This is a genomic window from Pannonibacter sp. CBAS1226 (assembly GCF_055685825.1).
Genome location: NZ_JBVOUO010000002.1, coordinates 123,027 through 148,854, shown reverse-complemented (window position 1 = coordinate 148,854; position 25,828 = coordinate 123,027). Strand labels below are relative to the sequence as shown.

Sequence of the window (25,828 nt, the reverse complement as noted above, 5' to 3'; positions counted from 1 at the left end):
GCCGTTCCGGCGTCAACACCTCTCATCGCTCTGGAAGCGAGTGGTTCCCGGATCTCCGCTTCGCTTCGTCCGGGACGACGCAGAATCTGCGGGACGGCGCGGGAATGTTCCTGTTTGCCCAAAAACAGCCCCCGGAAAGCTGGGCTCGCCGGGGGCTGAAGAAGGATCACATGTTCGGGTAGTTCGGACCGCCGGAGCCTTCCGGCACCGTCCAGGTGATGTTGCCGTTGGGGTCCTTGATGTCGCAGGTCTTGCAGTGGACGCAGTTCTGCGCATTGATCTGGAAGCGGGGCGCGCCCTCGCCTTCCTCGACCCATTCATAGACACCGGCCGGGCAATAGCGGTTGGACGGGCCGCCGAAGACGTCGTGCTCGGAGGCCTTCTGCAGCGCCATGTCCTTCACCTTCAGGTGGACCGGCTGATCCTCCTCATGGTTGGTGTTGGACAGGAACACCGAGGACAGCTTGTCGAAGGAGACGACCCCATCGGGCTTGGGATAGGCGATCGGCTTGCACTCGGCAGCCGGCTTCAGGCTCTGCGCGTCGGTCTTGCCGTGCTTCATGGTGCCGAAGAAGGAGAAGCCGAACAGTTCGTTCGTCCACATGTCGAGGCCGCCCAGCATGACGCCCATGACCGCGCCAAAGCGAGACCACAGCGGCTTGACGTTGCGCACCTTCTTCAGGTCCTTGCCGATGTCGCTTTCGCGCCAGGCGGTGTCAAAGGCCGTCAGTTCAGCATTCGCCTCACCCCGGCCCAGCGCCTCCATCACATGCTCGGCCGCGATCATGCCGGAGAGCATAGCGTTGTGCGAGCCCTTGATGCGCGGCACGTTGACGAAACCGGCGGAGCAGCCGATCAGCAGGCCACCGGGGAAAGACAGCTTCGGCACCGACTGGTAGCCGCCCTCGGTGATGGCGCGTGCACCATAGGCAAGGCGCTTGCCGCCCTCGAAGGTGTCACGGATCGCCGGATGGGTCTTGAAGCGCTGGAACTCGTCGAAGGGCGACAGGTGCGGGTTCTGGTAGTTGAGATGCACCACGAAGCCAACGACGACCTGATTGTCCTCCAGATGATAGAGGAAGGAGCCGCCGCCCGTGCGGTTGTCCAGCGGCCAGCCGAAGGAATGCTGCACCAGACCCAGCTGGTGCTTTGCCGGATCGATCTGCCACAGTTCCTTGATGCCGATGCCGAATTTCGGCACATCCGCATCCTTGTCCAGCTCGAAGCGGGAGATGAGCTGCTTGGCCAGCGAACCGCGCACGCCTTCGGCAATCAGCACATATTTGCCGCGCAGCTCCATGCCGCGGGTGTAGCTGTGGTTGGGCTTGCCATCACGGCCAATGCCCATGTCACCGGTGGCAACGCCGACAACCTTGCCCTCATCGTCATAGAGCACTTCGGCGGCGGCAAAGCCGGGGTAGATCTCCACGCCCAGCTCTTCGGCCTTGGTGGCCAGCCAGCGGCAGACATTGCCCAGCGAAACGATGTAATTGCCGTGGTTGTTCATCAGCTTGGGCATCAGAACATTCGGCAGGCGCATGGAACCGGCAGGTCCAAGCACGAGGAAATGGTCAGCCGTCACCGCCGTCTTGATCGGCGTGTCCTCGCTGCGCCAGTCCGGCAGCAGGCGGTCCAGGGCAATCGGGTCAATGACTGCGCCAGAGAGAATGTGCGCGCCCACTTCCGAGCCCTTTTCCAGGACCACGACGGACAGCTCTTCGCCCTTCTCGTTGGCAATCTGCTTGAGGCGAATGGCGGCGGAAAGGCCTGCGGGGCCAGCACCGACAATCACCACGTCAAAATCCATGCTTTCGCGCTCGGGCAGCTCAAGCTCTTCCGTCATCGCACTCTCCCTCTCAAGCACGCCAGACTGCGAACAGACTGGCGCAATTGCAGCAGGCGGCCCCACCCTGCCCGCTTGACTGTCTAAGCGTCGCGTCCTCTTTAGAGCAGCTCAAGTGGACCTGCAATTCCTCCGTTTCGGCTGGTTGAGACTTTACGTTAACGTAAGCGTTAGTCAACCCGTCAGCTTGCCGCAGGAATGGAACCGATATCACGGGAGAGCGGGGCAAGGCATGTTGTGTTTGCGCCATCTCCCGTTACATTGGCGGCATGATCACGTCTTTCTCAGCATCTGGCCTGACGGCCCGGCACATCGAGGCGCTTCTGGACTTTCTTCAGGGCGCCGGTGTGGATGGCTGGGTGGAAGATGACGTCATCGACCGTTTTGCCCAGTCGGCGCTGGAGGCAGAGCAGGCTGCGATGGCGCGCCAGTCGCGCGGAGCGCCGGGGCCGCAGGGCATGCCGGCAGCTCCGGGCCGCAGCTTTGATGCAGGCCCTGGCATGGCGGACCCGCGCGGCGGCGGTTTCAGCCCGCAAGATTACGGTCAGGGTCCGGTTCAGTCACGCATTGCCGGTCAAGCCGCCCCGCCGCCTCTCAACCTGCCGTCACTCAACCGCAACGCAGCGCCCGAACCGCAGGCGCAGGCACCTGTTTCTGCCTCCACGGATCCGGCGGTCATCCCCGGCGAACAGGCGGTGAAGTCTGCCCGCGAAGCGGCAAAGTCAGCCGCAACGCTGGAAGACCTGAAGGCCTGCCTTGCCGCCTTCAACGGCTGCAATCTGCGCCTCACCGCCAAGTCGCTGGTCTTTGCCGATGGCAACCCGTCCGCCCGGGTGATGCTGGTGGGCGAAGCGCCGGGCCGGGACGAGGATCTGTCCGGCGTGCCCTTCATCGGCCGCTCCGGGCAGTTGCTGGACCGGATGCTGGCGGCCATCGGGCTCGACAGATCTTCCGTCTATATCGCCAATGTCGTGCCCTGGCGCCCGCCGGGCAACCGCACGCCGACACCGCAGGAAACGGAAATCTGCCGTCCTTTCATCGCCCGGCAGATCGAACTGGCCAACCCGGACTTTCTGGTCTTCCTGGGCGCTGCGTCCGCCAAGGCGCTGACAGGCAACACGGATGGCATCCGCCGCATGCGCGGGCGCTGGATGGATTATGATGCGGGCGGCCGCAAGATCCGCGCCATCGCGACCTATCACCCGGCCTATCTCCTGCGCAGCCCGCTGGAAAAACGGCTTGCCTGGCGGGACTTCCTTGCGTTGAGACAAGCACTTTCCAGCGCAAGTGACGCAATTGGATGACCGGGCGAGCCCTTAAGTATACCCATTGTTAAAGTTGTATCAGCTAGCTCTATTATGTTGGGCGGGGCATCGTGGGCGATGACAGATACGGCATTCTCGACAAGGCGGCAAAGGCCGGACCAGACAGCGGAAAAGGCGCCGGAAAAACCATCCGGGCCAGACGGCGGAATTGTGGCCGTGGTCAAGCCTGCAGCGGCCGGGATCCCATCCGGTTTCGCAGCCCCCCGCAGGGCCAAGCCTGCACCTGATACGCAAGCGGCTCAGACTGTTCTGGCCATCGACATCGAGCGCCTGACCTGCATTCCGGCGTCCATCAGCAACCTCACACAGTGGGGGTGCCTTCTCTCCTCTCCCGATATCACGCTGCTGCAGAAGAACATCGCCCTGCGCTTCAGCGACGAAAAAAGCCTCCGCGCAGCAACGGTGACTTCTATCAACGGCAATGACGCAACGATTGTCTTTGCAGGGGTGGCGGGCGATGCCGAAAGCCAGCGCAAGGAAGCGCGCCGCGCCGTCTCGATCCAGGTGGTGCTGACGGACCCTGAACGCACACGCCGCGTCACGGGGCGCATCGTTGATGCCGCCCGTTCCGGATGCCGCGTACAGGCGGCCGGCGTCAAGCATCTGGGCAAGACCATCCATCTGCGCGTGCTGGGCATGCCCCGCGCCATCGTGGCGGAAGTCATGTGGTGCGACGATGAGGGGGCGGGCCTGCGCCTCAACTGGGAAGCTGTCAGTCAGCTGGCGGCCAAGACAAAGGCTGATTTTCTCGCGCGCGGCACTATCTAATGCTCACTGGCAGGCATCACCGCCTGCCCTGGCAAGCCGGAACGGGATTTCATGCTGACAGCACTCAAGAACAGATTTCAGAAACTCCTCGGGCGCGGCGGCACCGCCATTCCTGTGGTCCGCCTGCAGGGCGTCATTGGCAGTACCGGCCCTTTGCGCAGCGGCCTAACGCTCGCGTCCGTGGCCAAACCGCTCGAACGGGCCTTCTCGATGAAGAAGGCCCCGGCCGTGGCGCTGATCATCAACTCGCCCGGCGGCTCACCCGTGCAGTCCCGCCTCATCTATACGCGCATCCGCGCCCTTGCCGAAGAACATGGCAAGCAGGTGCTTGTGTTCGTGGAGGATGTGGCGGCATCCGGCGGCTATATGATCGCCATCGCAGGCGATGAAATCATCGTCGATCCGTCCTCCGTGGTCGGCTCCATCGGCGTCGTCTCCGCTGGCTTTGGCTTTACCGAACTCATCAGCAAGATCGGCGTGGAACGGCGCGTCTATACCGCAGGCACCCGCAAGGTGTCGCTGGACGCCTTCAGCCCGGAGAACCCGGAAGACGTGGCGCACCTGAAGTCGCTGCAGGCCGAAATCCACGACGTGTTCATCTCCATGGTCAAGGACCGGCGCGGGGAGCTGCTCTCACAGGATCCGGATCTGTTCAGCGGCCTGTTCTGGACCGGACGCACCGCCTGCAGCCTTGGCCTTGCCGACAGGGAGGGAGATCTTGTCTCCGTGCTGAAGGAACGGTTCGGCGAGAAGGCGCAGCCGGTGCTGATCAGCCAGCCGCGCGGGCTGTTCGGCCGCAGATCCTCAGGCGGCGTTGGCAGCAGCCTCGGGACCACGCTGAACGCAGGCGCCCTGACAGAGGACGTGCTGGGCGCCCTCGAAAGCCGCAGCCTGTGGGCCCGTTACGGTCTGTGACATTTTTTGACCGGGACGCCACACCTTGAGGCCCGTTTTGCCTTGCCTCCGCCACGATCGGGCGGGAGGATTGCACATCATCTGGAGATATTCCTCATGCATCCTCTCGCCATCCTCGCCCTTGCCGGAACCGCCGGTCTCCTTCTTGCCCGCGTCATGCGCCGTGAGATGGCCAAGGTGGACCAGCGCCTGTCGAAGGTTCGTCCCGCGCCGGGCACACCCATTCCGGTAACGCTGAAGCTCGACCCCAGCACCGGCCGTTACCGGCCGCAAGACTGATTGGGCCGTTACCAGCCGCAGGACTGATCCCTAAGGCTTACAGGCACCCAAATCACGCGCCTGCGTGCGGGTGCGGCTTGACCTTGTCCCGCCTCCGTGGCACCTCTCCGGCCAATCAGGGCGGCGGCCAGCTGCGCCGTGCCCTCTCCGTCTCGAACGACCGGGAAATGCCAGATGCCGAATGAAACCCTTCCGGACCACATGCGCCCTGAAAATTCCTTTCAGGCGCTGATCCTGACCCTGCAGCGCTACTGGGCGGATCAGGGCTGCGTCGTGCTGCAGCCTTATGACATGGAAGTGGGAGCAGGCACGTTCCATCCGGCGACGACGCTGCGCTCGCTTGGGCCGCGCCCGTGGAAGGCAGCCTATGTGCAGCCCTCGCGCCGCCCCTCCGACGGCCGTTATGGCGAGAACCCGAACCGCCTGCAGCACTATTACCAGTTTCAGGTGATCCTGAAGCCTTCGCCGGAGAACCTGCAGGAACTCTACCTCAACAGCCTCTATGCCATCGGCCTCGACCCGTCGGTGCATGACGTGCGTTTCGTGGAAGACGACTGGGAGAGCCCCACCCTCGGCGCCTGGGGCCTTGGCTGGGAATGCTGGTGTGACGGCATGGAAGTGTCGCAGTTCACCTATTTCCAGCAAGTGGCCGGTTTCGAGTGTTCACCCGTCTCCGGGGAACTGACCTACGGGCTGGAGCGCCTGGCCATGTATATTCAGGGCGTCGATAACGTCTATGACCTGAATTACAACGGCCGCGAAGGCGCGGACAAGATCACCTATGGCGATGTGTTCCTGCAGGCCGAGCAGGAGTACTCGCGGCACAATTTCGAGCATGCGGACACCGAGATGCTGTTCCGCCACTTCCGCGATGCCGAGGAAGAATGCCGCCGCCTGCTCGCCGCTGGCGAAGCGGCTAAGGAAGCGGCCGGCGCCGATGTGCATCAGATGGTGCTTCCCGCCTATGACCAGTGCATCAAGGCCAGCCACGCCTTCAACCTGCTGGATGCACGTGGCGTCATTTCGGTGACCGAACGCCAGAGCTACATCCTGCGGGTGCGCGAGCTGGCCAAGGCCTGCGGCGGCGCCTTCCTGCAGACGGCAGCGGGCGGCATCGGCTATTCGGGCTGAGACCGCCTTTCACCGTCAAAATCCGGCAGACATGACAGAGGGGCATCCGCACAGCGGGTGCCCCTTTTTGCGCCTCATACCAGGGCTTTCGATGTTGATACCAAGGCTTTCGATGCTGACGCATCACGCCTTGAAAATGCTCAAGCGCCGCACGGGCTTGACGCCTTGAAAATGCTCAAGCAGGAGACGAGGCATCCAGGCTCTGCTGGCGGGCAATGTTGGCGCAGAGCAGGGCATAAGCATCTTCCGCGCTGACCGCATGGGACAACAGGAAACCCTGCCCGTAGTTGCAGCCTTCGTGGCGCAGCTGCGCCCGCTGCTCCTGCAATTCGATCCCCTCGGCAATGGCCTCGATACCAAGGCCCGCCGCAAGCCCCAGAATGGCGCGGACGATGGCGGCGTTCTCGCCCCCCTCTCCCATGCCCGCGATGAAGGACCGGTCGATCTTGATGCGGTCGACACGGAAGTCCCTGAGATACCTGAGACTGGAGTGTCCGGTGCCGAAATCATCCAGCGCAATGCGGATGCCCGCATCCGAAAGCTGACCGAGGATCTCCCGCGCCGTCTTGGGGTCCTTGATCAGGGCATTCTCCGTGATCTCGATTTCCAGCCGCTCCGGCGGAAAGCCGGTGTTGCCCAGAATGGTCAGGATGCGCAGCGGCAGCATCCGGTCGTGCAGTTGCACCGGCGACAGGTTGAAAGACAGATAGACGCCGTCAGGCCAGCGCAGTGCCGCCTCGCAGGATTTCGTCAGAAGGTGGTCGGTCAGCTCCGGCATCAGGCCGCAGTCTTCCGCGATGGGAATGAAATGCGAGGGAGGCACCTTGCCGAAGTCCCGGTCCGTCCAGCGGGCCAGAGCCTCGAAGCCGGCAATCTTCTCGCTGCGCAGGTTCCAGATCGGCTGGAAGTGGGGGCTGATCTGGTTGCTGGCAATCGCCCCGCGCAGCCGCTGCTCCAGCAGCGTGCGGTGCAGGATCGCCGCATCCATTTCCGTCTCGAAGAAGCGGAACGTGGAACGGCCGGACGTCTTGGCCCGGTACAGCGCCACATCGGCCCGGCGCAGCAGCTCGACGATGGAATAGCCATTGTCCGGAAAAACGGCGATGCCGACGCCGGAGCCCACCGTGACCTGCCGGGCGCCGATGAGGAAGGGCTCCTGCACCCGGTTCAGCACCCGCCGTGCGACGCCCGCAGCCGCGTCCTTGTTGGCCAGAACCCCGGTGACGATGGCAAACTCATCCCCCCCCAGCCGGGCGACAAGCCCGCCCTCGCCCACGGCCTCGATCAGGCGGCCGGCGAACTCCTTGAGCAGAAGATCGCCGAAGCTGTGGCCATAGACATCGTTGACCGGCTTGAAGCCGTCGATGTCCATCATGATGACAGCGCGGAACTCGTCCGGCTCCATCATGTGCACCATGGAAGGAAACACCATTTCGATATGACGCCGGTTCGGCAGGCCGGTCAGCGGATCATGCTGGGCCTGCGCCTGCGCCTCCGTCAGCGAGGCCTCTGCTTCTTCCAGGGCATCGGACAGTTCATGTGTCTTGCGGACAGAGCCAACCCACGCCCCGGCAGCAGCGCTGGACAGAAAGGAGAGAACGATCACAGTGGCATATGGCCAATCACCCTGTTCAGTGGCTAAAGCAGAAGCTGCAACCAAAAATATAATAAACAGAACAGCAGACACAATTACAGGTAAGCAGAACTTGCTACTTGATATCAAAAGTATTATTTCAGACAGGCTTTTTGTTACTGGTATTTTTGCCAAGTTAGGGCGAACTCCAAACTGCTCTCGATAGATTATCTCTTGAATCCCATTGAAAAAGCATGAAACGAACCTCTTAAATCTGCACACGCCCCCGAAACATACCCCGACGGAATTTGCGCTGACGGCGGAAAAGGCGCCATTTCGCGGCGCTGCCGCAAGGTTGGGGGTGACATTTTTGGCCGGGCTTGGTAGGCACACGCGCTGCGGTGTGCGAGTGCTTGCCCGCGCCCTGCCCTGATGTTTTCTATCGAAGGTTCAGACCCATGCCCGATCTCCTGCTTGAACTGTTCAGCGAGGAAATCCCTGCCCGCATGCAGCGCCGTGCTGCCGATGACCTGAAGTCACTGGTCACCAATGCGCTGGTGGAAGCCGGTCTGACCTATGAGGGCGCAAAGGCCTTTGCCACGCCCCGCCGCCTTGCCCTGCATATCGCCGGCCTGCCCGTTGCCTCGAAGGCCACCCGCGAAGAGCGCAAGGGTCCGCGCGTCGGCTCCCCGGCGCAGGCCCTGGAAGGCTTCCTGCGCGGTGCAGGCCTTTCTTCCATCGAGGAAGCCACGATCCAGAGCGACCCGAAGAAGGGCGAGTTCTATATCGCCGTCATCGAGAAGCCGGGCCGCCCGGCGGAACAGATCATCGCGGACGTGATGCCCGGCATCATCCGCAACTTCCCCTGGCCCAAATCCATGCGCTGGGGCACGGGTACCCTGCGCTGGGTGCGCCCGCTGAAATCCATCGTCGCCACCTTCGGCCCGGAAACGGAAGAGCCGGAAGTGATCGCCTTCGACATCGACGGCATCACCGCGGGCAACACGACGCGCGGCCACCGCTTCCACGGCAACGAGACCTTCACCGTCCGCCGCTTCGACGACTACATGACCAAGCTGGAAAAGCAGAAGGTCATCCTCGATGCCGATCGGCGCAAGGACGTGATCGTGCATGATGCGCGCGATCAGGCCATGGCGCTGGGGCTGGAACTGGTGGAAGACGAAGGCCTGCTGGAGGAAGTTGCCGGACTGGTGGAATGGCCGGTGGTGCTGACGGGCTCCTTCGACGAGGCGTTCCTGTCGATCCCGGACGAGTGCATCCGCCTGACCATTCGCGCCAACCAGAAATGCTTCGTGCTTCGCAACCCGGCAACGGGCCGCCTTGCCAACCGCTTCGTGCTGACCTCGAACCTGATTGCGGCCGATGGCGGCAAGACGATCATCGCAGGCAACGAAAAGGTAATCCGCGCCCGCCTGTCCGATGCGCGCTTCTTCTGGGAAACGGACCTCAAGACCCGGCTGGAAGACAACCTGCCGAAGCTGGACAGCATCGTCTTCCACGAGAAGCTCGGCTCGCAGGGTGAGCGCGTGAAGCGCCTTGAGGCGCTGGCCACAGAGCTTGCCTCTTCATGCGGTGCTAATGCTAGTGAAGCCCGCCGCGCTGCCCGTCTGGCCAAGGCCGATCTCGTCTCCGGCATGGTTGGCGAGTTCCCTGAGCTGCAGGGCCTGATGGGCCGCTACTACGCCACACACCAGGGCGAAAGCGCCGCCGTTGCCACGGCCATCGAGGACCATTACCGCCCGCAGGGCCCGTCCGACCGCGTGCCCACCGATGCGGTGGCCATCGCGGTTGCGCTGGCCGACAAGCTGGACCTTCTCACTGGCTTCTGGGCCATCGACGAGAAGCCGACCGGCTCCAAGGACCCCTTCGCCCTGCGCCGCGCCGCACTTGGCGTCATCCGCATCTTGATTGCTAATGGAATTAGGATCAACTTGCTCGAGATATTGAGATCTTGGATACAAATCTTCCATGCCATCGAGAATAAATCCATCATAGTCAAAACTAGCGATGGGTTTTCCTTCTCCAGCATCCCGATGATGAATTTATCCGATTCATTTGCTGACAAGATGGATTACATTCGCGACAATATTCTCACTGAGAAATTTGATATTTTGAGAAATACAAAAAGAGGCAAAGTAGTATCTTTCTCAAGTGGAGAAAAAACAGAAGAAATCATAGGGCATCTTCTTCCTTATTCGGAGATATGCAACGACCTCCTCTCCTTCTTCGCAGACCGTCTCAAGGTCCATCTGAAGGAAGAAGGCGCGCGGCATGATCTGATTGATGCCGTCTTTGCGCTTGGCGGGCAGGATGACCTGCTGATGGTCGTGCGCCGCGTCGAGGCTCTGGGGGCGTTCCTTGCCACCGAGGACGGCGCCAACCTGCTGGCGGGTTACAAGCGTGCGGTCAACATCCTCAAGGCCGAGGAGAAGAAGGACGGCGCCGCCGTTTCCGGCCGCCCGGTCGCAAGCCACTTCCGCGAGGAGGCCGAGATTGCGCTGGCCAGCGCCATCGATACCGCCCGCGCTGCGGTGAGTGATGCGCTTTCGGGCGAAGACTTCGCCGCCGCGATGGAGGCCCTCGCCGCCCTGCGCGCGCCGGTCGACCGGTTCTTTGCCGACATCCTCGTCAACGCCGATGAAGCCGCCCTGCGCGCCAACCGCCTGAAGCTCCTCGCCGAAATCCGCGACATCGCCGGCCTCGTCGCCGACTTCTCGAAAGTCGCCGGCTGAGTTCAGCGACCTGAAACAAAAAAGCCCGCAGCGGAACGCCACCGCTGCGGGCTTTTTTGTTTGGAGAACATGAAGCTTCTCCATCGTCTTCCCGGACGCAGCGTAGCGGAGATCCGGGACCGGTGAGTCAAGGTCCATCGGCTGAGACCAAGTCCATACGGCGCTGAAGCATTTTCAAGGAGTGATACGCCAGCATCGAAAGCCTTGGTATGAGGCACAAACAACTTGCACCTCGGCTCTCCGGTCCCGGATCGCGCAAGCGCGTCCGGGAAGACGATAGAGAGGGCTTTCAATCAACAGGGCCCGGCGGTTTCCCGCCGGGCCCTGAAACTTTCACACCGGAAGCAGCCTTACCCTTACGGGCGGGCGTCGCGGCGGTCGCTGCGGGACTGGACCTGCGCGGCAATCTGGGCCGGGCCGCCGTTCTGCGGGCGGCGCTGGCCGCCGCTGCCGGGCTTGCGGGCCTGGCTGCCATGCGACTTGCCATGACCATTGCCAAAACCACCCTTGCCACCTTCACCACGGCCACGGCCGCCTTCGGAACGGGCACCGTAGCCACGGCCCTGTTCACCACGGCCCTGTTCGCGTCCCTGGCCCTGGCCACGGCCCTGCTGGCCGCCGCCGCGCGCCGGGCGCTTGGCAGCACCACGGCCTTCGGCCGGTGCCTCACCGCTGGCGACGGGGATGCGGAGGCCGGTCAGGCGCTCGATGTCACGCAGCAGGCCGATTTCGTCCGGTGCGCAGAAGGCGATGGCATCGCCATCGGCGCCTGCACGGGCGGTACGGCCGATGCGGTGCACGTAGCTTTCCGGCACATCCGGCAGGTCGAGGTTGTAGACGTGGCTGACGCCCGGAATGTCGATGCCGCGCGCAGCCACATCGGTGGCCACGAGAATGCGGGTCTCGCCGGACTTCAGTTCCTTGATGGCGCGGTCACGCTGGTTCTGGCTCTTGTTGCCATGGATGGCATTGGCCTTGAAACCGGCAGCTTCCAGACGGCGCACCACCTTGTCCGCGCCATGCTTGGTGCGGGCAAAGACCAGCGACAGATCGTCGGGGCGCTCGGACAGGCAGTTGATCAGCAGGCTGATCTTGTCGCCGTTCGAGACGAAGTGAACGCACTGGGTCACCTTGTCCGCCGTGCGGCCAGCCGGAGCCACTTCCACGCGGACCGGATCGGTCAGATAGGAGCGGGACAGCTCCTCGATCTGCTTCGGCATGGTGGCCGAGAACAGCAGGGTCTGGCGCTTCTTCGGCACCAGATTGGCGATCTTGCGCAGGGCGTGGATGAAGCCGAGGTCCAGCATCTGGTCGGCTTCGTCCAGCACCAGATATTCCACCTGGTCAAGGCGCAGGGCGTTGCGGTCGATCAGGTCGAGCAGACGGCCCGGCGTGGCGACGAGAATATCGCAGCCACGGGACATGCGCTTGATCTGCGGGCCGATGGAAACACCGCCCATGATGGTGGCAACCTGCAGCGGCGTCGACTTGATGAAGCCGATGAGGTTCTGCGCGATCTGGTTCACCAGTTCGCGGGTCGGTGCCAGGATCAGGGCGCGGGTGGCGCGGGCCGGAGCCGGCTTGGGGTTGGCGAGCATGCGCTCGACCAGCGGAAGGCCGAAAGCGGCGGTCTTGCCGGTGCCGGTCTGGGCCAGGCCCATCAGGTCATTGCCGGCGAGAATGAGCGGGATGGCTTCGCGCTGGATCGGGGTCGGCTGGTCGTAGCCGATAGCGGCGATGGCCTTGAGGATCGACTGGGAAAGCCCGAGAGCTTCAAACTGAGTCAAATGAAAACCTTCAACTGTCGCGCCTGCCGCATCAAAGGGCACGCGCACAAGGTGGACCGGCCCATGATGGACCAGCCTTTCGTGGCGGTTACGGCACGGGCCAAATGGCAATCCGGACCGTCAGAACCCCGCGTGAAATGGGAACCTGGGAAAAGGCATCGCAGCCTCTGGCGCGACGCGGAACGGCTCACGCATCCTGTCTGTCTCCGTCGCGGATCACCTTTCGGGAAGGGCCGGATCTGCCAGACCGCAGGATCTGCGGGTGCCCCGCAACAACATGTGAGGGGCAGGCGCGTGGAGAGGACGCAGGCCGCTCACGCGGCGGCCAAACCGTATCTTGGCGCCTGTATCGGCGCCTGAAGCCTGAAAGTCAAGATAAAACGGCGCCCTGCGGCGCGAGCCCCAGACGGGCGGCAATGGTGCGGCGTTCATAATCGACATTCCAGTCGATCAGCACACGCCAGACGGCTTCAGCCTGACCGGCTTCCAGTCCGAGGTCTTCCGCCCGCCCGCGCAGGCGCTCGATCATGGTCTCGATCCGCTCCGCATCAAAGGCTTCGTCCGGGTGCTGCTTGATCTGCGCCATCTGGCGCACATAGGTCTGCCGCTCGGCGAAAAGCTTCAGAAGAAGCTGGTCGATCCGGTCGATCTCGGTCCGGATGTCCCCCTTGGTGACGCAGTCCTTCGCAGGTTTCATTCCAAAAGGCCCTTTGCCTGTCCAAGCCGGAGAGGATGAACGCCGTAGCGCCTGCCGGTGCTGCTGGCTCCGGCAGGCGGACGGGATGGATGGCTCAGGCTTCCGCCTTCTTCTGTGCCTCGACGCAGGCCAGAGCCGACATGTTGACCACGCCGCGCGAGGTCACCGAACCGGTGAGGATATGCGCGGGCTTGGCTGTGCCGAGCAGGATCGGGCCGACATGCAGGGCCTCCGTCGCCACCTTCAGCAGGTTCAGCGCGATGTTGGCCGCATCCAGATTCGGGAAGAGCAGCAGGTTCGCTTCGCCCTTCAGGCGGCTGTCCGGCATGACGCGCTGGCGCAGCAATTCGGACAGGGCCGAATCGCCGTGCATGTCGCCGTCCACTTCCAGCTCCGGGCATTCATTCCAGAGGATGTCCAGCGCCTTGCGCATCTTGTCGGCAGAGGCCAGTTCGCGCGAGCCGAAGTTGGAGGCCGACAGCAGCGCCACCTTCGGCTCGATGCCGAAGCGGCGGATTTCCTCAGCAGCAAGCCGTGCCATCTCGGCCAGCTCTTCCGCGTCCGGATCCTCGGAGACGAAGGTGTCGGTGAGGAAGATCGCGCCACGGTCGTTGATCAGCAGCGACAGGGCCGAGAGGTCGCGCACACCGGCCTTGAGGCCGATGATCTGGCGGATATCGCGCAAATGGCGGATGAAACGGCCTTCAAGACCGCAGATCACCGCATCGGCTTCCCCGCGCCGCACGGCCAGCGCCGAAATGACGGTGGAGTTGGTGCGCACGATGGTGCGCGCCGCATCATGCGGCACGCCCTTGCGGCCGACGCAGGAGAAATACTCCTCCACATAATCGCGGTAGCGCGGATCGTCCTGCGGGTTGACGAACTCAAAGTCCACACCCGGGCGGATCTTCAGACCGAAACGCTCGCAGCGGGCCTTCAGCACGTCCGGACGGCCGACGAGGACCGGCACGGCGACCTTGTCCTCAATCAGCACCTGCGCCGCGCGCAGCACGCGCTCGTCCTCACCTTCCGCATAGATGATGCGCTTCGGCTCGCGGGTGGCGGCCTGGATGATCGGCTTCATCACCAGGCCGGAGCGGAAGACGAAGCGGTTCAGCGTGTCGAGATAGGTGTCAAAGTCCTCGATCGGGCGCGTGGCGACACCGGTTTCCATGGCTGCACGGGCGACTGCCGGTGCAATGCGCAGGATCAGGCGCTGATCGAACGGCGACGGGATCAGGTACTTCGGCCCGAAGGTCTCGGTCACGCCGCCATAGGCACGGGCGGCAACGTCTGACGGCTCTTCCTTGGCAAGATCGGCGATGGCCTTCACCGCCGCATGCTTCATCTCTTCGTTGATCGCCGTCGCGCCCACATCCAGCGCGCCGCGGAAGATGTAGGGGAAGCACAGGACGTTGTTCACCTGGTTCGGGAAGTCCGAACGGCCGGTGCACATCATCACGTCGTCGCGCACGGCCAGCGCGGCTTCCGGCATGATTTCCGGATTGGGGTTGGCGAGCGCCAGGATCAGCGGGTTCGGCGCCATCTTGGCGACCATCTCCGGCTTCAGCACACCGGCGGCAGACAGGCCGAGGAACACGTCGGCGCCTTCGATGATCTCGCCCAGCGTGCGCTTGTCCGTCTTCTGGGCAAAGATGCCCTTCCACGGGTCCATCAGGGCTTCGCGGCCTTCATAGACCACGCCCTCGATGTCCGAGACCCAGATGTTCTCGCGCTTGGCGCCGAGGGAGACGATGAGATTGAGGCAGGCGAGCGCGGCGGCACCGGCACCCGACGCGACGATCTTCACCTGATCGATCGGCTTGCCGGCCAGTTCCAGCGCGTTCTTGACCGCCGCACCGACGATGATCGCCGTGCCGTGCTGGTCGTCGTGGAACACCGGAATGTTCATCCGCTCGCGCAGCTTGGCCTCGATCTGGAAGCACTCCGGCGCCTTGATGTCCTCAAGGTTGATGCCACCGAAGGTCGGCTCCAGAACGGCAACCGCATCGACGAACCGGTCGACGTCGAGCTCGTCCACCTCGATGTCGAAGACGTCGATCCCGGCGAATTTCTTGAACAGGACGGCCTTGCCTTCCATCACCGGCTTGGAGGCGAGCGGGCCGATGTTGCCGAGGCCCAGCACGGCGGTGCCGTTGGAAATCACGGCCACAAGATTGGCGCGGGAGGTGTAGAGCGCGGCCGTGGACGGGTCACGGGCAATTTCAAGACAGGGAGCGGCAACACCGGGGGAGTAGGCCAGAGCCAGATCGCGCTGGTTACCGAGCGGCTTGGTGGCCTTGATCTCGAGTTTGCCCGGGCGCGGATGCATGTGGAAGAACAGTGCGGATTCTGTGAGATCGCTTCCAGCCGGTTTCTTGTCGCTCATGTCGCCTCTCGTCTCAACAGCGGTCTCAGCCGCCTTTCCCTCAAGGAGGCATGGCCCATCCGCGCGTGCGGTTCAACCTTATTTCGCACCTGCTCCACCGGTTGCAGGCAAAAGCAGCCGCAAAAGCAGGAAGAGAACCAACCCGTTGAGGATATGCCACATGAAATGGGTGCCCAGCGCGAGGCTGTCGCACACCGGCATGTCCAGCATGCGGAAGGTCAGCGAGGCGGCAAAAACCACTCCCGCAGCGGCAAGGCCCTTCGCCAGCCGGGCGCTGGAGCGCCATACCAGCGCCGCGACAACGAAGATGGCGGCAAGCGCCGGAACATAACCGGCCGAAGACCCCACCAGCGGCGCAAACAGCCGGCCGGCAAAGGGCGATGCGGCAAAGAAGACAAGCGTGACGCCCACCGCCCAGTACCAGCGCAGCCCCAGGAAGCGGTTCAGCGCCGCGAAGAGATAGACATGGATGAAAAGGGCAATCGGGATGACATCCGCCAGCAGCGACCAGCGGTTGGCGAAGGTGTGGAACAGGAAGGAACCGATGCCTGTTGCCAGTGTGATCAGGATCAGCGCCAGAGCCAGCCAGTCGCCCGGTGCCCGCTTGCGCCACATCAGGAAGGCCACCAGCGCCGCCAGAATGAAGGAGGCATTGGTGATGGCATTGACCGGCTCGGACCAAAAACTGGCGTCCAGCCGCTCGCAGTAGTTGTTCAGCGGTTCCGTCCAGTTCATGCCTTCGCCTCCACGCGTGTGCCTCAGGTCAAATGTGACGCCGGACGGACAGTGGCAAGAGTGCCTGCCCTTTTTTACAAGGCAAAGACGGCAGGCAGCGCCCGCCTGCCGTCATGTCCGGACCTTACTGGAAGGCAGTCTCCGCAAAGCTGCGCAGCTTGCGCGAATGCAGGCGTTCCGGCGGCATAGATCGCAGCAGCTCCATGGCCCGCATGCCGATTTCCAGATGCTGGGCCACCTGCCGCTTGTAGAAATCGGTCGCCATGCCCGGCAGCTTCAACTCGCCGTGAAGCGGCTTGTCGGAGACACAGAGCAGCGTGCCGTAAGGCACACGGAAGCGGAAACCGTTGGCGGCGATGGTGGCCGATTCCATGTCCAGCGCAATGGCGCGGGACTGGGAGAAGCGCTGCACGAGGCCGCGCTGGTCCCACAATTCCCAGTTCCGGTTGTCGATGGAGGCCACCGTGCCGGTGCGCATCACCTTCTTCAACTCATAGCCGGAGAAACCGGTGATCTCGGCAACCGCGCTTTCCAGCGCCACCTGCACCTCGGCCAGAGGCGGGATCGGCACCCACAGCGGCAGGTCCTGATCCAGCACATGGTCATCGCGCACATAGCCGTGCGCGAGCACATAGTCGCCCAGCGTCTGGCTGTTGCGCAGGCCCGCACAGTGGCCCAGCATCAGCCAGGCATGCGGCCGCAGCACGGCGATATGGTCGGTGATGGTCTTGGCGTTCGAGGGGCCGACGCCGATGTTGACCATGGTGATGCCGGAACTGTCGGCCCGCTTCAGGTGATAGGCCGGCATCTGCGGCAGCTTGGCCGGCGCCGTGCCGGACGACGGGGTCTTCTGCCCCGCCAGCGTCAGCAGGTTGCCGGGCTCGACGAAGGCGGTGTAGCCGCTGGCCGGATCGGCAATGGCCGCTTCCGCCATGCGGCAAAACTCGTCGATGTAGAACTGGTAATTCGTGAAAAGCACGTAGTTCTGGAAATGCTCTGCCGCCGTCGCGGTGTAATGCTGCAGGCGGTGCAGGGAATAGTCGATGCGCGGACCGGTGAAAGGCGCCAGCGGCATGATGCCGTCCACCGGCTCATAGGTGCCGTTGGCGATGGCGTCGTCCATCAGTGTCAGGTCCGGCAGGTCGAACATGTCCGCCAGCGGCCGCTCTCCGGCCAGATCCCCTGCCCCTTCCACATGGGTGCCATCATAGAAGGCGAAGTGCAGCGGGATCGGCGTCGTGCTGTCCCCCACCAGCACCGGCACCCCGTGATTGCGGATCAGCAGGGCAATCTGCTGCGTCAGATACTGCTGGAACAGATCCGGCCGGGTGATCGTGGTGCCATGGATGCCGGGGCCTGAGACAAACCCGAACGGCAGGCGGCTGTCGAGCCGCGAATGGCTCTCCGTGATCAGACGGATCTGCGGATAATAGGCCCTCACCCGGCCCTCGGGCGCCGTCCCTGCCACGAGATCGCGGAAAGCGTCCCGGATGAAGGCGGTGTTGCGCTCGAACAGCTCCATCAGCCGGGCGACGGCAACGGCCGCATCGGTGAAGGGTTCCAGCGGCGCAGCGGGCGCCAGCACGAACGGGCGGGGATCCGTAAGGGGATTTCGGTAGGGCCGGTTTTTCAAATGCGTTCTCCTTATTGTTCTTAACCGGGCAGGCTCTAACAGAGGCCCGCTTTCGTCAAGCCAAAGACGTCATTTTTTGAAATATTTTTCATCGCGCGAATGATTTTGCAGCTTGATGGGATCGCATTGCAGGGGCATGACAGAGCCAGCATGGTGAATCCGCGCGAACCCATCAGGACCCCGGCTCCGCTTTCTTCCCGCCTCCGCTGCCCGGGATCATGGTTAATGCGGACAGGCCCTTCCCGGCCCTGCCTGCCGGAAAAGCACACTATTTCCGCCAGTTTTCCTGCGGCCAAAAGTTAACCTGCCGCACGGGTTTCACAAACCTAAAGAAAGCATTGAAATCAAAAAGAAAAATTAGAGCGAGCCTTAACCCGCGATTTACCAGATCCGGTAACCATGAGCCTCGAAATTGCGTGAGGTGCTGCGTCGCAATGAAAGTTCTGCGTACTGGGGTGTCCTCTGTGACACCCCTTGAAACCCAAGACAATGCCGCCACTCCGGCCTGGCTGAACACGATCCTGAAGGGCGACTGCGTTGCCGCCCTCAGCAAGCTGCCCTCGAAGTCGGTGGATCTGGTGTTTGCCGATCCGCCCTACAATCTTCAGCTCGGCGGCGATCTTCACCGTCCCGATCAGTCGAAGGTGGATGCCTGCGACGATCACTGGGACCAGTTCGAGAGCTTCGAGGCCTATGATGCCTTCACCCGCGCATGGCTGCTGGCCGTGCACCGTGTGATGAAGGACGATGCCTCGCTCTATGTCATCGGCTCCTACCACAACATCTTCCGCGTCGGCGCAATCCTGCAGGATCTGGGCTTCTGGATCCAGAATGACATCGTCTGGATCAAGTCCAACCCGATGCCGAACTTCCGTGGCAAGCGCTTCACCAATGCCCATGAGACGATCATCTGGGCCTCGAAGTCGAAGGCCTCCAAGCCGGTGTTCAACTACGATGCGCTGAAGACCTTCAACGAAGACCTTCAGATGCGCTCCGACTGGCACCTGCCGCTGTGCACGGGTGCGGAACGGCTGAAGGATGAGGACGGGCAGAAGGTCCATCCAACCCAGAAGCCGGAGTCCCTGCTCTACCGGGTGCTGACGGCCTCGTCCCGTCCGGGCGATGTGGTGCTTGATCCCTTCTTCGGCACCGGCACCACCGGCGCCGTCGCCAAGCGCCTTGGCCGCAACTACATCGGCATCGAGCGCGAGCAGAGCTACATCGATGCGGCCACTGCCCGCATCAATGCCATCGTGCCGGCCGAGGGCGTGTCCCTCGACATGCAGAAGGGCAAGCGCGCCGAACCGCGCATTCCCTTCGGCTCGCTGCTGGAGGCTGGCCTGCTGGAACCGGGCACCGAACTCATCTGCCCGAAGGGCAAGCATCTGGCCATTGTGCGCGCTGACGGTTCGCTGGTCAGCGGCCAGCACTCCGGCTCCATCCACAAGGTGGGTGCGCTCGTTCAGGGCGCGGAAAGTTGCAATGGCTGGACCTTCTGGCACCTGAAGGACCGGGGCAGCTTCAACCCGGTGGATGACCTGCGCAAGGAACTCAGATCCCGCCTCTTCGCCTGATCCATAGGCGAAAGGCCGGACATTCGCGTCCCCGCGAATTCCCGGAACACCCCCGGCTCCCCGAGGCCGGGGGTGTTTTTTTGTGCGCCAGCCCGGCGCAGGGGGATTGACTCGCTCCTTATATATCCATAATTCTGGATATATGGATGAACTAGAAACCATCGCTGCCCTTGCAGCCCTTGCTCAGGCGACCCGCCTTCAGGCCTTCCGCGCACTCGTGCAGGCAGAACCCGATGGCATTGCCGCCGGTGACCTCGCCCAGCGCCTCGGCGTGCCACAGAACACGCTTTCCGCGCATCTGACGGTTCTTTCGCAAGCAGGACTTGTCACAGGACTGCGGCAAGGACGCTCTATCGTCTATCACGCGAATCCCGAGCAGCTCAGGCAGATGATGCTCTACCTCCTGAAAGATTGCTGCGGCGGCAAGGCCAGCCTGTGCGAGCCGCTGATCGCCGAACTGACCGGAAGCTACACGGATACCTGTTCTCCGGCCTGTGCCCCATTGCCTGACAGCCGGATGCCATAAGGAGCCTGCCATGACCGAGAAGACCTACAATGTGCTGTTCCTCTGCACCGGCAATTCTGCCCGCTCCATCCTCGCCGAAGGCATCCTGAACGCGACAGGCGGCGGCCGGTTCCGCGCCTATTCTGCGGGCAGCCAGCCGAAGGGCGCGGTCCATCCGCTTGCCCTCAAGACGCTGGATGCCCTTGGTTATCCGGCAGAAGGGTTCCGTTCCAAGAGCTGGGACGAATTCGCCGTGCCCGGCGCACCGCAGTTCGATTTCGTCTTCACGGTCTGCGACAACGCCGCTGGCGAAGCCTGCCCTGTGTGGCCGGGTCAGCCGATGACAGCCCATTGGGGCATCGAGGATCCTGCCGCCTTTGAAGGCGCAGCGTTCGAGAAGGAGCAGGCTTTCAGCCAGGCCGCCCGCTATCTCAAGAACCGCATCAGCGCCTTCCTCAATCTGCCGCTGGCCTCCATCGACGCCATGGCCCTGAAGAAGAAGCTCACCGACATCGGCACCCTTGAAGGTGCCACCAATCTTGCTGAAAAGGTGAAGTGATCCATGTCCCTGTTTGAACGCTACCTGACGCTGTGGGTGGGGCTGGCGATCATCGCCGGCATCGCCCTCGGCCACCTGCTGCCGCAGGTGTTCGAGGTGATCGGCACGCTGGAAATCGCCAAGGTCAACCTGCCCGTCGCCGCGCTGATCTGGCTGATGATCATCCCCATGCTGATGAAGATCGACTTTGCCGCCATCCGGCAGGTCGGCCAGCACTGGCGCGGCATGAGCATCACGCTGTTCTCGAACTGGGCGGTGAAGCCCTTTTCCATGGCGGTGCTCGGCTGGATCTTCATCGGCTGGCTGTTTGCCCCGCTGCTGCCGCAGGACCAGATCGACAGCTACATCGCCGGGCTGATCCTCCTGGGGGCCGCGCCCTGCACGGCCATGGTCTTCGTCTGGTCGAACCTGACCCGGGGCGACGCGCCTTTCACCCTGACGCAGGTTGCCCTCAACGACGCTGTGATGGTGCTGGCTTTCGCCCCTATCGTCGCGCTGCTGCTGGGTGTCTCCTCCATCATCGTGCCCTGGGATACGCTGCTGATCTCGGTTGCCCTGTTCATCGTCGTGCCGGTGATTGCCGCGCAGATGCTGCGCAAGGTGCTGGGCACAGGTGATGGCCGGGCGCTGGCGCGCTTTCAGGAGCAGATCCAGCCACTGTCCATCGGCGCCCTGCTGCTGACCGTCGTGCTGCTCTTCGCCTTCCAGGGCAGCCAGATCCTTGCCCAGCCGCTGGTGATCGCCCTGCTGGCCGTGCCGATCCTGCTGCAGACCGTGTTCATCTTCGGCTTTGCCTATATCCTCAACCGGGTGACCGGTGAGGCCCATTGCATCGCAGGCCCTTCCGCCCTGATCGGCGCGTCGAACTTCTTCGAGCTGGCGGTCGCCACCGCCATCAGCCTCTTCGGCTTCAATTCCGGCGCAGCGCTCGCCACCGTTGTCGGCGTGCTCATCGAGGTGCCGGTGATGCTGGCGCTCGTTGCCGTCGTCAACCGCAGCAAGGGCTGGTACGAGGCCTCCCGCGCCGTTTCTGCCCGCAGCATCACAGAAGGACAGGCCTGAACCATGGATGCCACGATCTATCACAACCCCGCCTGCGGCACCTCGCGCAACACGCTGGAGATGATCCGCAACGCCGGGATCGAGCCCACGGTCATCGAATATCTGAAGACCCCGCCCGCCCGCGAGGACCTGACCGCGATGATCGCCGCCGCAGGCCTCACCGTGCGCGGCGCCCTGCGCGAGAAGGGGACGCCCTTCGAGGAGATGGGCCTTGGCAATCCGGATCTCGGTGACGAGGCGCTGCTCGACGCGATGATGCGCGAACCCGTCCTCATCAACCGCCCCTTCGTCGTCACCCCCCTCGGCACCCGGCTCTGCCGCCCCTCGGAAGTGGTGCTGGAGATCCTTCCGGACACCCACAAGGGCGCCTTCACCAAGGAAGACGGCGAAAAGGTTCTGGACGCGGACGGCAAGCGGATCAGCTGAGCGCACTCCTGCAAGCAGCTTTCAAGGCCCGGAGAACCCGCTCCGGGTCTTTTTCACATGTTCCGGGCCTTTTTCACATGAATGAGCATCAGGCGTCCTTGCACGTGTGGGCATGTCCTGCCCGGAACGGTGACCCAGATGGACTTGATGCTGGCCGCTTTGGCCTACCGCTTTTTCAGGCAGAACCGCCAGCAGACACAGCCTCTTTCTCCCGAGGAAGCGGCTGCTGCCATGCTGGCCTCGCTTCTGCCGGCCCTTCCCCAGGACAGCTTGCCACCTTCCCCAAGCCTTCCTGCCGAAAGGACCACTGACATGCCTGCAAATCCCACACCGATCCGGCCCGTCATTCCGGGCAACTTCCTGCTTGGCACCTTGCGCCTTGCCAACAATGCCGGTCAGTACAGCATCGAAGACGGCCAGTTTCCGAGCCTCTACTTCATCGACAATGTCGTGAACTTCATCCGTTACCGCCCCTTGCACCGGGATGGCTTTCTTATCTCCGAGAAGGCGGGCCGCGAAGTCTACATGTATGCAGGCCAGTGGAACGATGCCCTGACGATTCAGGCAAACCTTGCCGCCAACACGATCTACTCGGTCCAGCTTGGCAACAACAAGACAACGATCAATGCCAACCTGCTGGCTTCGCAAGCAAATCAGATGAGCACCCAGCAGCTCAACACATTCAACGCGGCCAACAATCCGATACCGATGGGACAGAACACGGTCTATATCAACGCAGGTCCCTTGCAGGGTTTGTTCTTCGGTGGCAGCGCAACCGCGACAAATAATAAGTATCAGCCCCTCAACATGCTGGATCTGGATCTGGCAAACATCAACACCACCACTGGCGCTCACTGGGGGCATTCGGTTGCCATGCCCCAGTCAATCACAAGCTTCTATGAGAGCCGTTTCCCCGGGCTGATGACCGCCCTGCTGCAAGCAGGCCAGAGCAAGCAGGAACTGACCATTCCCCTGCCCTCCACCGGCCGCAGCCTGTCGATCCCGATCCGCAGCAATGTGCAGTATTTCCCGCGCACTATGTTCGATTCCAGCGCGGAGCAGCAATCCTTCCTGATGACAATGATCCGCAGCTTCTCCTGACGGATTGGCAGGCGGCGGGCTGTTGCCCGCCGCCTCGCCGCCAATGCCAAGGCGCTGAGATGCTGACGCATCACGCCTTGAAACGGCTCAAGCGCCGCACGGGCTTGACCAACTCCCGATGAGTCAAGCTTATCGGGAGTGGGTATATCCTCACCCAAACGCCACCAGCGCCTTGCGGCGTTTGCCGGCGGCGAGGGTGAGGCGGTCGTTGGCGCCCAGATCTCCGCTGGAAATGCGGCGGCGCGGATCGTCGGCGACATTGCCGTTGAGGCGCACGCCGCCGCCCTCAACCAGACGCCGGGCGTCGCTGTTGGAGGCGGCAAAGCCGGTGGCGACCAGCAGCTCCAGCAAGCCCAGATCCTGCGCCAGCATGGCGAGCGGCAGGGTATGGGTCGGCTCGGCGCTCATCTCGTCACCGGAGAACAGCGCATCGCCCTGCTCCAGCGCATGGCGGGCGGCATCGGCACCGTGGACGATGCCGGTGACGTGGGTGGCCAGCAGCTTCTTCACCTCGTTGAGTTCGGCGCCTTGCAGATCGGACAGGCGCTCCACCTCGCTCAAGGGCAGCTCGGTGAAAAGCCGCAGGAAGCGCGGCACGTCCGCATCTGCCGTGTTGCGCCAGAACTGCCAGAAGCCGAAGGGCGACAGGTGCTCGGGATGCAGCCACACGGCGCCGGCCGCCGTCTTGCCCATCTTGGCCCCGCTCGCCGTGGTCACCAGCGGCACGGTCAACCCATGCAGCTTGCGCCCGTCGCGGCGGCCAAGCTCGACGCCGTTGATGATGTTGCCCCACTGGTCCGAACCGCCGACCTGCAAGCTGCAGCCATGGCGGCGGGAGAGTTCCAGAAAATCCACCGCCTGCAGCATCATGTAGCAGAATTCCAGCACTGTCAGCGGCATCTGCGCCTCAAGCCGGGACTTGACGCTGTCGAAGGTCATCATGCGGTTGACGGTGAAATGGCTGCCGTAATCGCGCAGGAATTCGAGGAACTTCACTTCCGTCAGCCAGTCGGCATTGTCCACCAGCAGCGCGCCTTCCGCGCCGGAGAAGTCGATCAGCGTCTCCACCGAGCGGCGGATACCGGCGATGTTGGCGGCAATCTGCTGCTTTTCGAGGATAGGACGCGCCTCGTTGCGGAAGCTGGGATCACCCACCTGGCTGGTGCCACCGCCCAGAACGATGATGGGCCGGTGGCCGAGTTTCTGCAGCCAGCGCATGGTCATCAGCGGCATCAGGTGGCCGACATGCAGGCTCGCGGCCGTGGCATCAAAACCGGCATAGACCGTGACAGGCCCTTCCGCGAGGCGCGCATCCAGCGCCTCCAGTTCCGTGGTCTGGTTGACGAGCCCACGCTCGAACAGCACCTGCAGAGCTTCGGATTTGAGCGGGCTGGCCGGTTTTCCGGCCTCGATCATATGCTGGGTCACTTGCGGCTTCCTTCGGGAGTTTGCCCCTGTCAGGAGAGCCTTTGAAAACCAAAAAGCCGCCTGACGCGGCGGCTTTTTCGGGTTTGATCAAATGAGCAAGATCCTACGCAGCCGCCGGTATGGAGGTGACGTAATAAAAATACACAAAGGTGGCGGCGGTCTTGATCATGGCAGGATAGATGCCCCGGAACCATCCCGTCTGTCAAGCGGCCATGAAAAGCAGAATTCCGGCGGCCCCGGCATGGAGTCTTCTCCCGTTGAGCCTCACCGCGCCGATCCACGCCGCAGGCCTTAAAATTATAATTTTAAGTCAATGATATAAGTACTTTCCAAAAGCGGAATGAATGGGAGCTTGCGGAATTAGGACATTTGACCTAATGATTATTAGGTCAAATGTCCTAATTCGTGAATGTGATGAGCTCCAGATCCACCAGAGAAATCATAACGGCCGTAGCCGACCAGCTTTTCTATGAGCGCGGCTTTGAGGCGGCCTCCTTTGCCAGCATCGCGTCTGAGGTGAAGATCTCGCGCGGGAACTTCTATTACCATTTCAAGACGAAGAACGAGATCCTGGAAGCCGTCATCGCCAAGCGGATCGCAGACCGGGAGGCCTTGCTGCAAGGCTGGGCGGAGGCCTTCCCGCCAGAGGACAGGATCCGCTGCTTCATCGGGATACTGATCACCAACCAGAGCAAGATCATGACCTTCGGCTGTCCGGTCGGAACCCTGTCTGCAGAACTGGCGAAGCTGAACCATCCGGCACTCGATCAGGCCAATGAGCTGTTCACGGTCTTCCGCTCCTGGCTCAGGCAGCAATTCGAGGCTCTTGGTTTTGCAGGTCAGTCAGACGCCCTGGCCATGCATCTTCTCATGCGCAGTCAGGGCGTGGCCGCGCTGGCCAACGCCTATAAGGATGCCGAATTCGTCCACCGGGAAGCTGAAGCCATGTCGCTCTGGCTTGATCAGCAGATTGCGGCGCTGCCGCTGGCAACCTCCCCCCTTTCCCCCCTTGAGCAGCAGAAAGAGGACTGAAAGATGTATGCCGTGTTTCTTGCATTCGGCCCCAACCGGAGCGCCGCACCGGCCCACATGGCCGCCCATAACGACTGGATCCGCAAGGGTTTCGAGGATGGGGTCTTTCTGATGACCGGCAGTCTTGTCCCCGGAAAAGGCGGAATGGTTCTCGCACATCAGATCAGCCGGACAGATCTGGAGGCACGTGTCGCCGGAGATCCCTTTGTCCGGGAGAAGATTGTCAGCGCCGAGATTCACGAGATCCAGCCTTCGCGGCTGGATGAAAGGCTTGCGTTCCTGCAGGCCTGAATACCGCCCGGAGCCTTCCGGC

General features: G+C 62.8%; 22 protein-coding genes. 14 read left to right on the top strand and 8 right to left on the bottom strand.

Going from position 1 to position 25,828, the window contains the following annotated elements; all coding sequences use genetic code 11:
* Positions 1-166: 166 nt before the first annotated feature.
* Positions 167-1,843 (bottom strand): electron transfer flavoprotein-ubiquinone oxidoreductase, encoded by a 1,677-nt coding sequence (locus tag AC0CMF_RS07720; protein ID WP_374631103.1) that lies wholly within the window; start codon positions 1,841-1,843, stop codon positions 167-169.
* 269 nt (positions 1,844-2,112) lie between these two features.
* Between AC0CMF_RS07720 and AC0CMF_RS07715 the strand changes: the two genes are divergently transcribed.
* The 5 genes from AC0CMF_RS07715 to AC0CMF_RS07695 all read left to right on the top strand — a co-directional run bounded on the left by AC0CMF_RS07715 (position 2,113) and on the right by AC0CMF_RS07695 (position 6,261).
* Positions 2,113-3,147 (top strand): uracil-DNA glycosylase, encoded by a 1,035-nt coding sequence (locus AC0CMF_RS07715; protein ID WP_050471932.1) that lies wholly within the window; start codon positions 2,113-2,115, stop codon positions 3,145-3,147.
* A 177-nt stretch (positions 3,148-3,324) separates the two neighbouring features.
* On the top strand, positions 3,325-3,936 hold the full coding sequence (locus tag AC0CMF_RS07710; protein WP_374631101.1) for a PilZ domain-containing protein: 612 nt from the start codon (positions 3,325-3,327) through the stop codon (positions 3,934-3,936).
* Positions 3,937-3,987: 51 nt separating this feature from the next.
* Positions 3,988-4,851 carry a S49 family peptidase gene (locus AC0CMF_RS07705; protein WP_374631099.1) on the top strand — a complete coding sequence of 288 codons (864 nt, stop codon included), beginning with the start codon at positions 3,988-3,990 and terminating at the stop codon, positions 4,849-4,851.
* A gap of 96 nt (positions 4,852-4,947) precedes the next feature.
* The gene (locus AC0CMF_RS07700; protein WP_050471935.1) at positions 4,948-5,130 is read left to right on the top strand and encodes a hypothetical protein; all 183 of its coding nucleotides are present in this window, start codon (positions 4,948-4,950) and stop codon (positions 5,128-5,130) included.
* Positions 5,131-5,304: 174 nt separating this feature from the next.
* Positions 5,305-6,261: a glycine--tRNA ligase subunit alpha gene (locus tag AC0CMF_RS07695; protein WP_208977289.1), complete on the top strand. Its 957-nt coding sequence runs from the start codon at positions 5,305-5,307 to the stop codon at positions 6,259-6,261.
* Positions 6,262-6,436: 175 nt separating this feature from the next.
* On the opposite strand, the gene AC0CMF_RS07690 is transcribed toward AC0CMF_RS07695, so the two are convergent.
* Complete coding sequence (locus AC0CMF_RS07690) at positions 6,437-7,867, bottom strand: putative bifunctional diguanylate cyclase/phosphodiesterase (protein WP_374631097.1); 1,431 nt, start codon at positions 7,865-7,867, stop codon at positions 6,437-6,439.
* A gap of 425 nt (positions 7,868-8,292) precedes the next feature.
* On the opposite strand from AC0CMF_RS07690, the gene glyS reads away from it, so the two are divergent.
* Complete coding sequence (gene glyS / locus AC0CMF_RS07685) at positions 8,293-10,587, top strand: glycine--tRNA ligase subunit beta (RefSeq protein WP_374631095.1); 2,295 nt, start codon at positions 8,293-8,295, stop codon at positions 10,585-10,587.
* 356 nt (positions 10,588-10,943) lie between these two features.
* Here the strand turns inward: glyS and AC0CMF_RS07680 are convergent, their stop codons facing one another.
* The 5 genes from AC0CMF_RS07680 to AC0CMF_RS07660 all read right to left on the bottom strand — a co-directional run bounded on the left by AC0CMF_RS07680 (position 10,944) and on the right by AC0CMF_RS07660 (position 17,828).
* Complete coding sequence (locus AC0CMF_RS07680) at positions 10,944-12,374, bottom strand: DEAD/DEAH box helicase (RefSeq protein ID WP_374631093.1); 1,431 nt, start codon at positions 12,372-12,374, stop codon at positions 10,944-10,946.
* 370 nt (positions 12,375-12,744) lie between these two features.
* Complete coding sequence (locus tag AC0CMF_RS07675; protein ID WP_019963085.1) at positions 12,745-13,071, bottom strand: chorismate mutase; 327 nt, start codon at positions 13,069-13,071, stop codon at positions 12,745-12,747.
* A 94-nt stretch (positions 13,072-13,165) separates the two neighbouring features.
* On the bottom strand, positions 13,166-15,460 hold the full coding sequence (locus AC0CMF_RS07670; protein WP_374631091.1) for an NADP-dependent malic enzyme: 2,295 nt from the start codon (positions 15,458-15,460) through the stop codon (positions 13,166-13,168).
* A gap of 78 nt (positions 15,461-15,538) precedes the next feature.
* Positions 15,539-16,195, bottom strand: coding sequence for a ceramidase domain-containing protein (locus tag AC0CMF_RS07665; RefSeq protein ID WP_374631089.1), 657 nt, complete (start codon positions 16,193-16,195; stop codon positions 15,539-15,541).
* Positions 16,196-16,319: 124 nt separating this feature from the next.
* Entirely contained in the window at positions 16,320-17,828 is a 1,509-nt protein-coding gene (locus AC0CMF_RS07660; RefSeq protein ID WP_472481407.1) for an AMP nucleosidase, read from the bottom strand.
* Between the two features lie 434 nt (positions 17,829-18,262).
* Here AC0CMF_RS07660 and AC0CMF_RS07655 point away from each other — a divergent pair, with 434 nt between their 5' ends.
* The 6 genes from AC0CMF_RS07655 (at position 18,263) to AC0CMF_RS07630 (ending at position 23,055) form a co-directional block, all read left to right on the top strand.
* On the top strand, positions 18,263-19,402 hold the full coding sequence (locus AC0CMF_RS07655; RefSeq protein ID WP_050471942.1) for a site-specific DNA-methyltransferase: 1,140 nt from the start codon (positions 18,263-18,265) through the stop codon (positions 19,400-19,402).
* A gap of 142 nt (positions 19,403-19,544) precedes the next feature.
* Positions 19,545-19,928 carry an ArsR/SmtB family transcription factor gene (locus AC0CMF_RS07650; RefSeq protein ID WP_050471943.1) on the top strand — a complete coding sequence of 128 codons (384 nt, stop codon included), beginning with the start codon at positions 19,545-19,547 and terminating at the stop codon, positions 19,926-19,928.
* A gap of 10 nt (positions 19,929-19,938) precedes the next feature.
* Complete coding sequence (locus tag AC0CMF_RS07645) at positions 19,939-20,466, top strand: arsenate reductase ArsC (protein ID WP_050471944.1); 528 nt, start codon at positions 19,939-19,941, stop codon at positions 20,464-20,466.
* A 3-nt stretch (positions 20,467-20,469) separates the two neighbouring features.
* Positions 20,470-21,528, top strand: a complete 1,059-nt coding sequence (arsB, locus tag AC0CMF_RS07640; RefSeq protein ID WP_058897800.1) for an ACR3 family arsenite efflux transporter — start codon at positions 20,470-20,472, stop codon at positions 21,526-21,528.
* 3 nt (positions 21,529-21,531) lie between these two features.
* A complete protein-coding gene (arsC, locus tag AC0CMF_RS07635) occupies positions 21,532-21,954 on the top strand; it encodes an arsenate reductase (glutaredoxin) (protein WP_374631084.1) in 423 nt (140 codons plus the stop codon).
* Between the two features lie 312 nt (positions 21,955-22,266).
* Positions 22,267-23,055 carry a hypothetical protein gene (locus AC0CMF_RS07630; RefSeq protein ID WP_152967483.1) on the top strand — a complete coding sequence of 263 codons (789 nt, stop codon included), beginning with the start codon at positions 22,267-22,269 and terminating at the stop codon, positions 23,053-23,055.
* Positions 23,056-23,205: 150 nt separating this feature from the next.
* Here the strand turns inward: AC0CMF_RS07630 and tyrS are convergent, their stop codons facing one another.
* Complete coding sequence (tyrS, locus tag AC0CMF_RS07625) at positions 23,206-24,471, bottom strand: tyrosine--tRNA ligase (protein WP_050471948.1); 1,266 nt, start codon at positions 24,469-24,471, stop codon at positions 23,206-23,208.
* A 426-nt stretch (positions 24,472-24,897) separates the two neighbouring features.
* On the opposite strand from tyrS, the gene AC0CMF_RS07620 reads away from it, so the two are divergent.
* Positions 24,898-25,515 (top strand): TetR/AcrR family transcriptional regulator, encoded by a 618-nt coding sequence (locus AC0CMF_RS07620; RefSeq protein ID WP_374631082.1) that lies wholly within the window; start codon positions 24,898-24,900, stop codon positions 25,513-25,515.
* 3 nt (positions 25,516-25,518) lie between these two features.
* On the top strand, positions 25,519-25,806 hold the full coding sequence (locus AC0CMF_RS07615; protein ID WP_050471950.1) for a YciI family protein: 288 nt from the start codon (positions 25,519-25,521) through the stop codon (positions 25,804-25,806).
* Positions 25,807-25,828 lie beyond the last annotated feature (22 nt).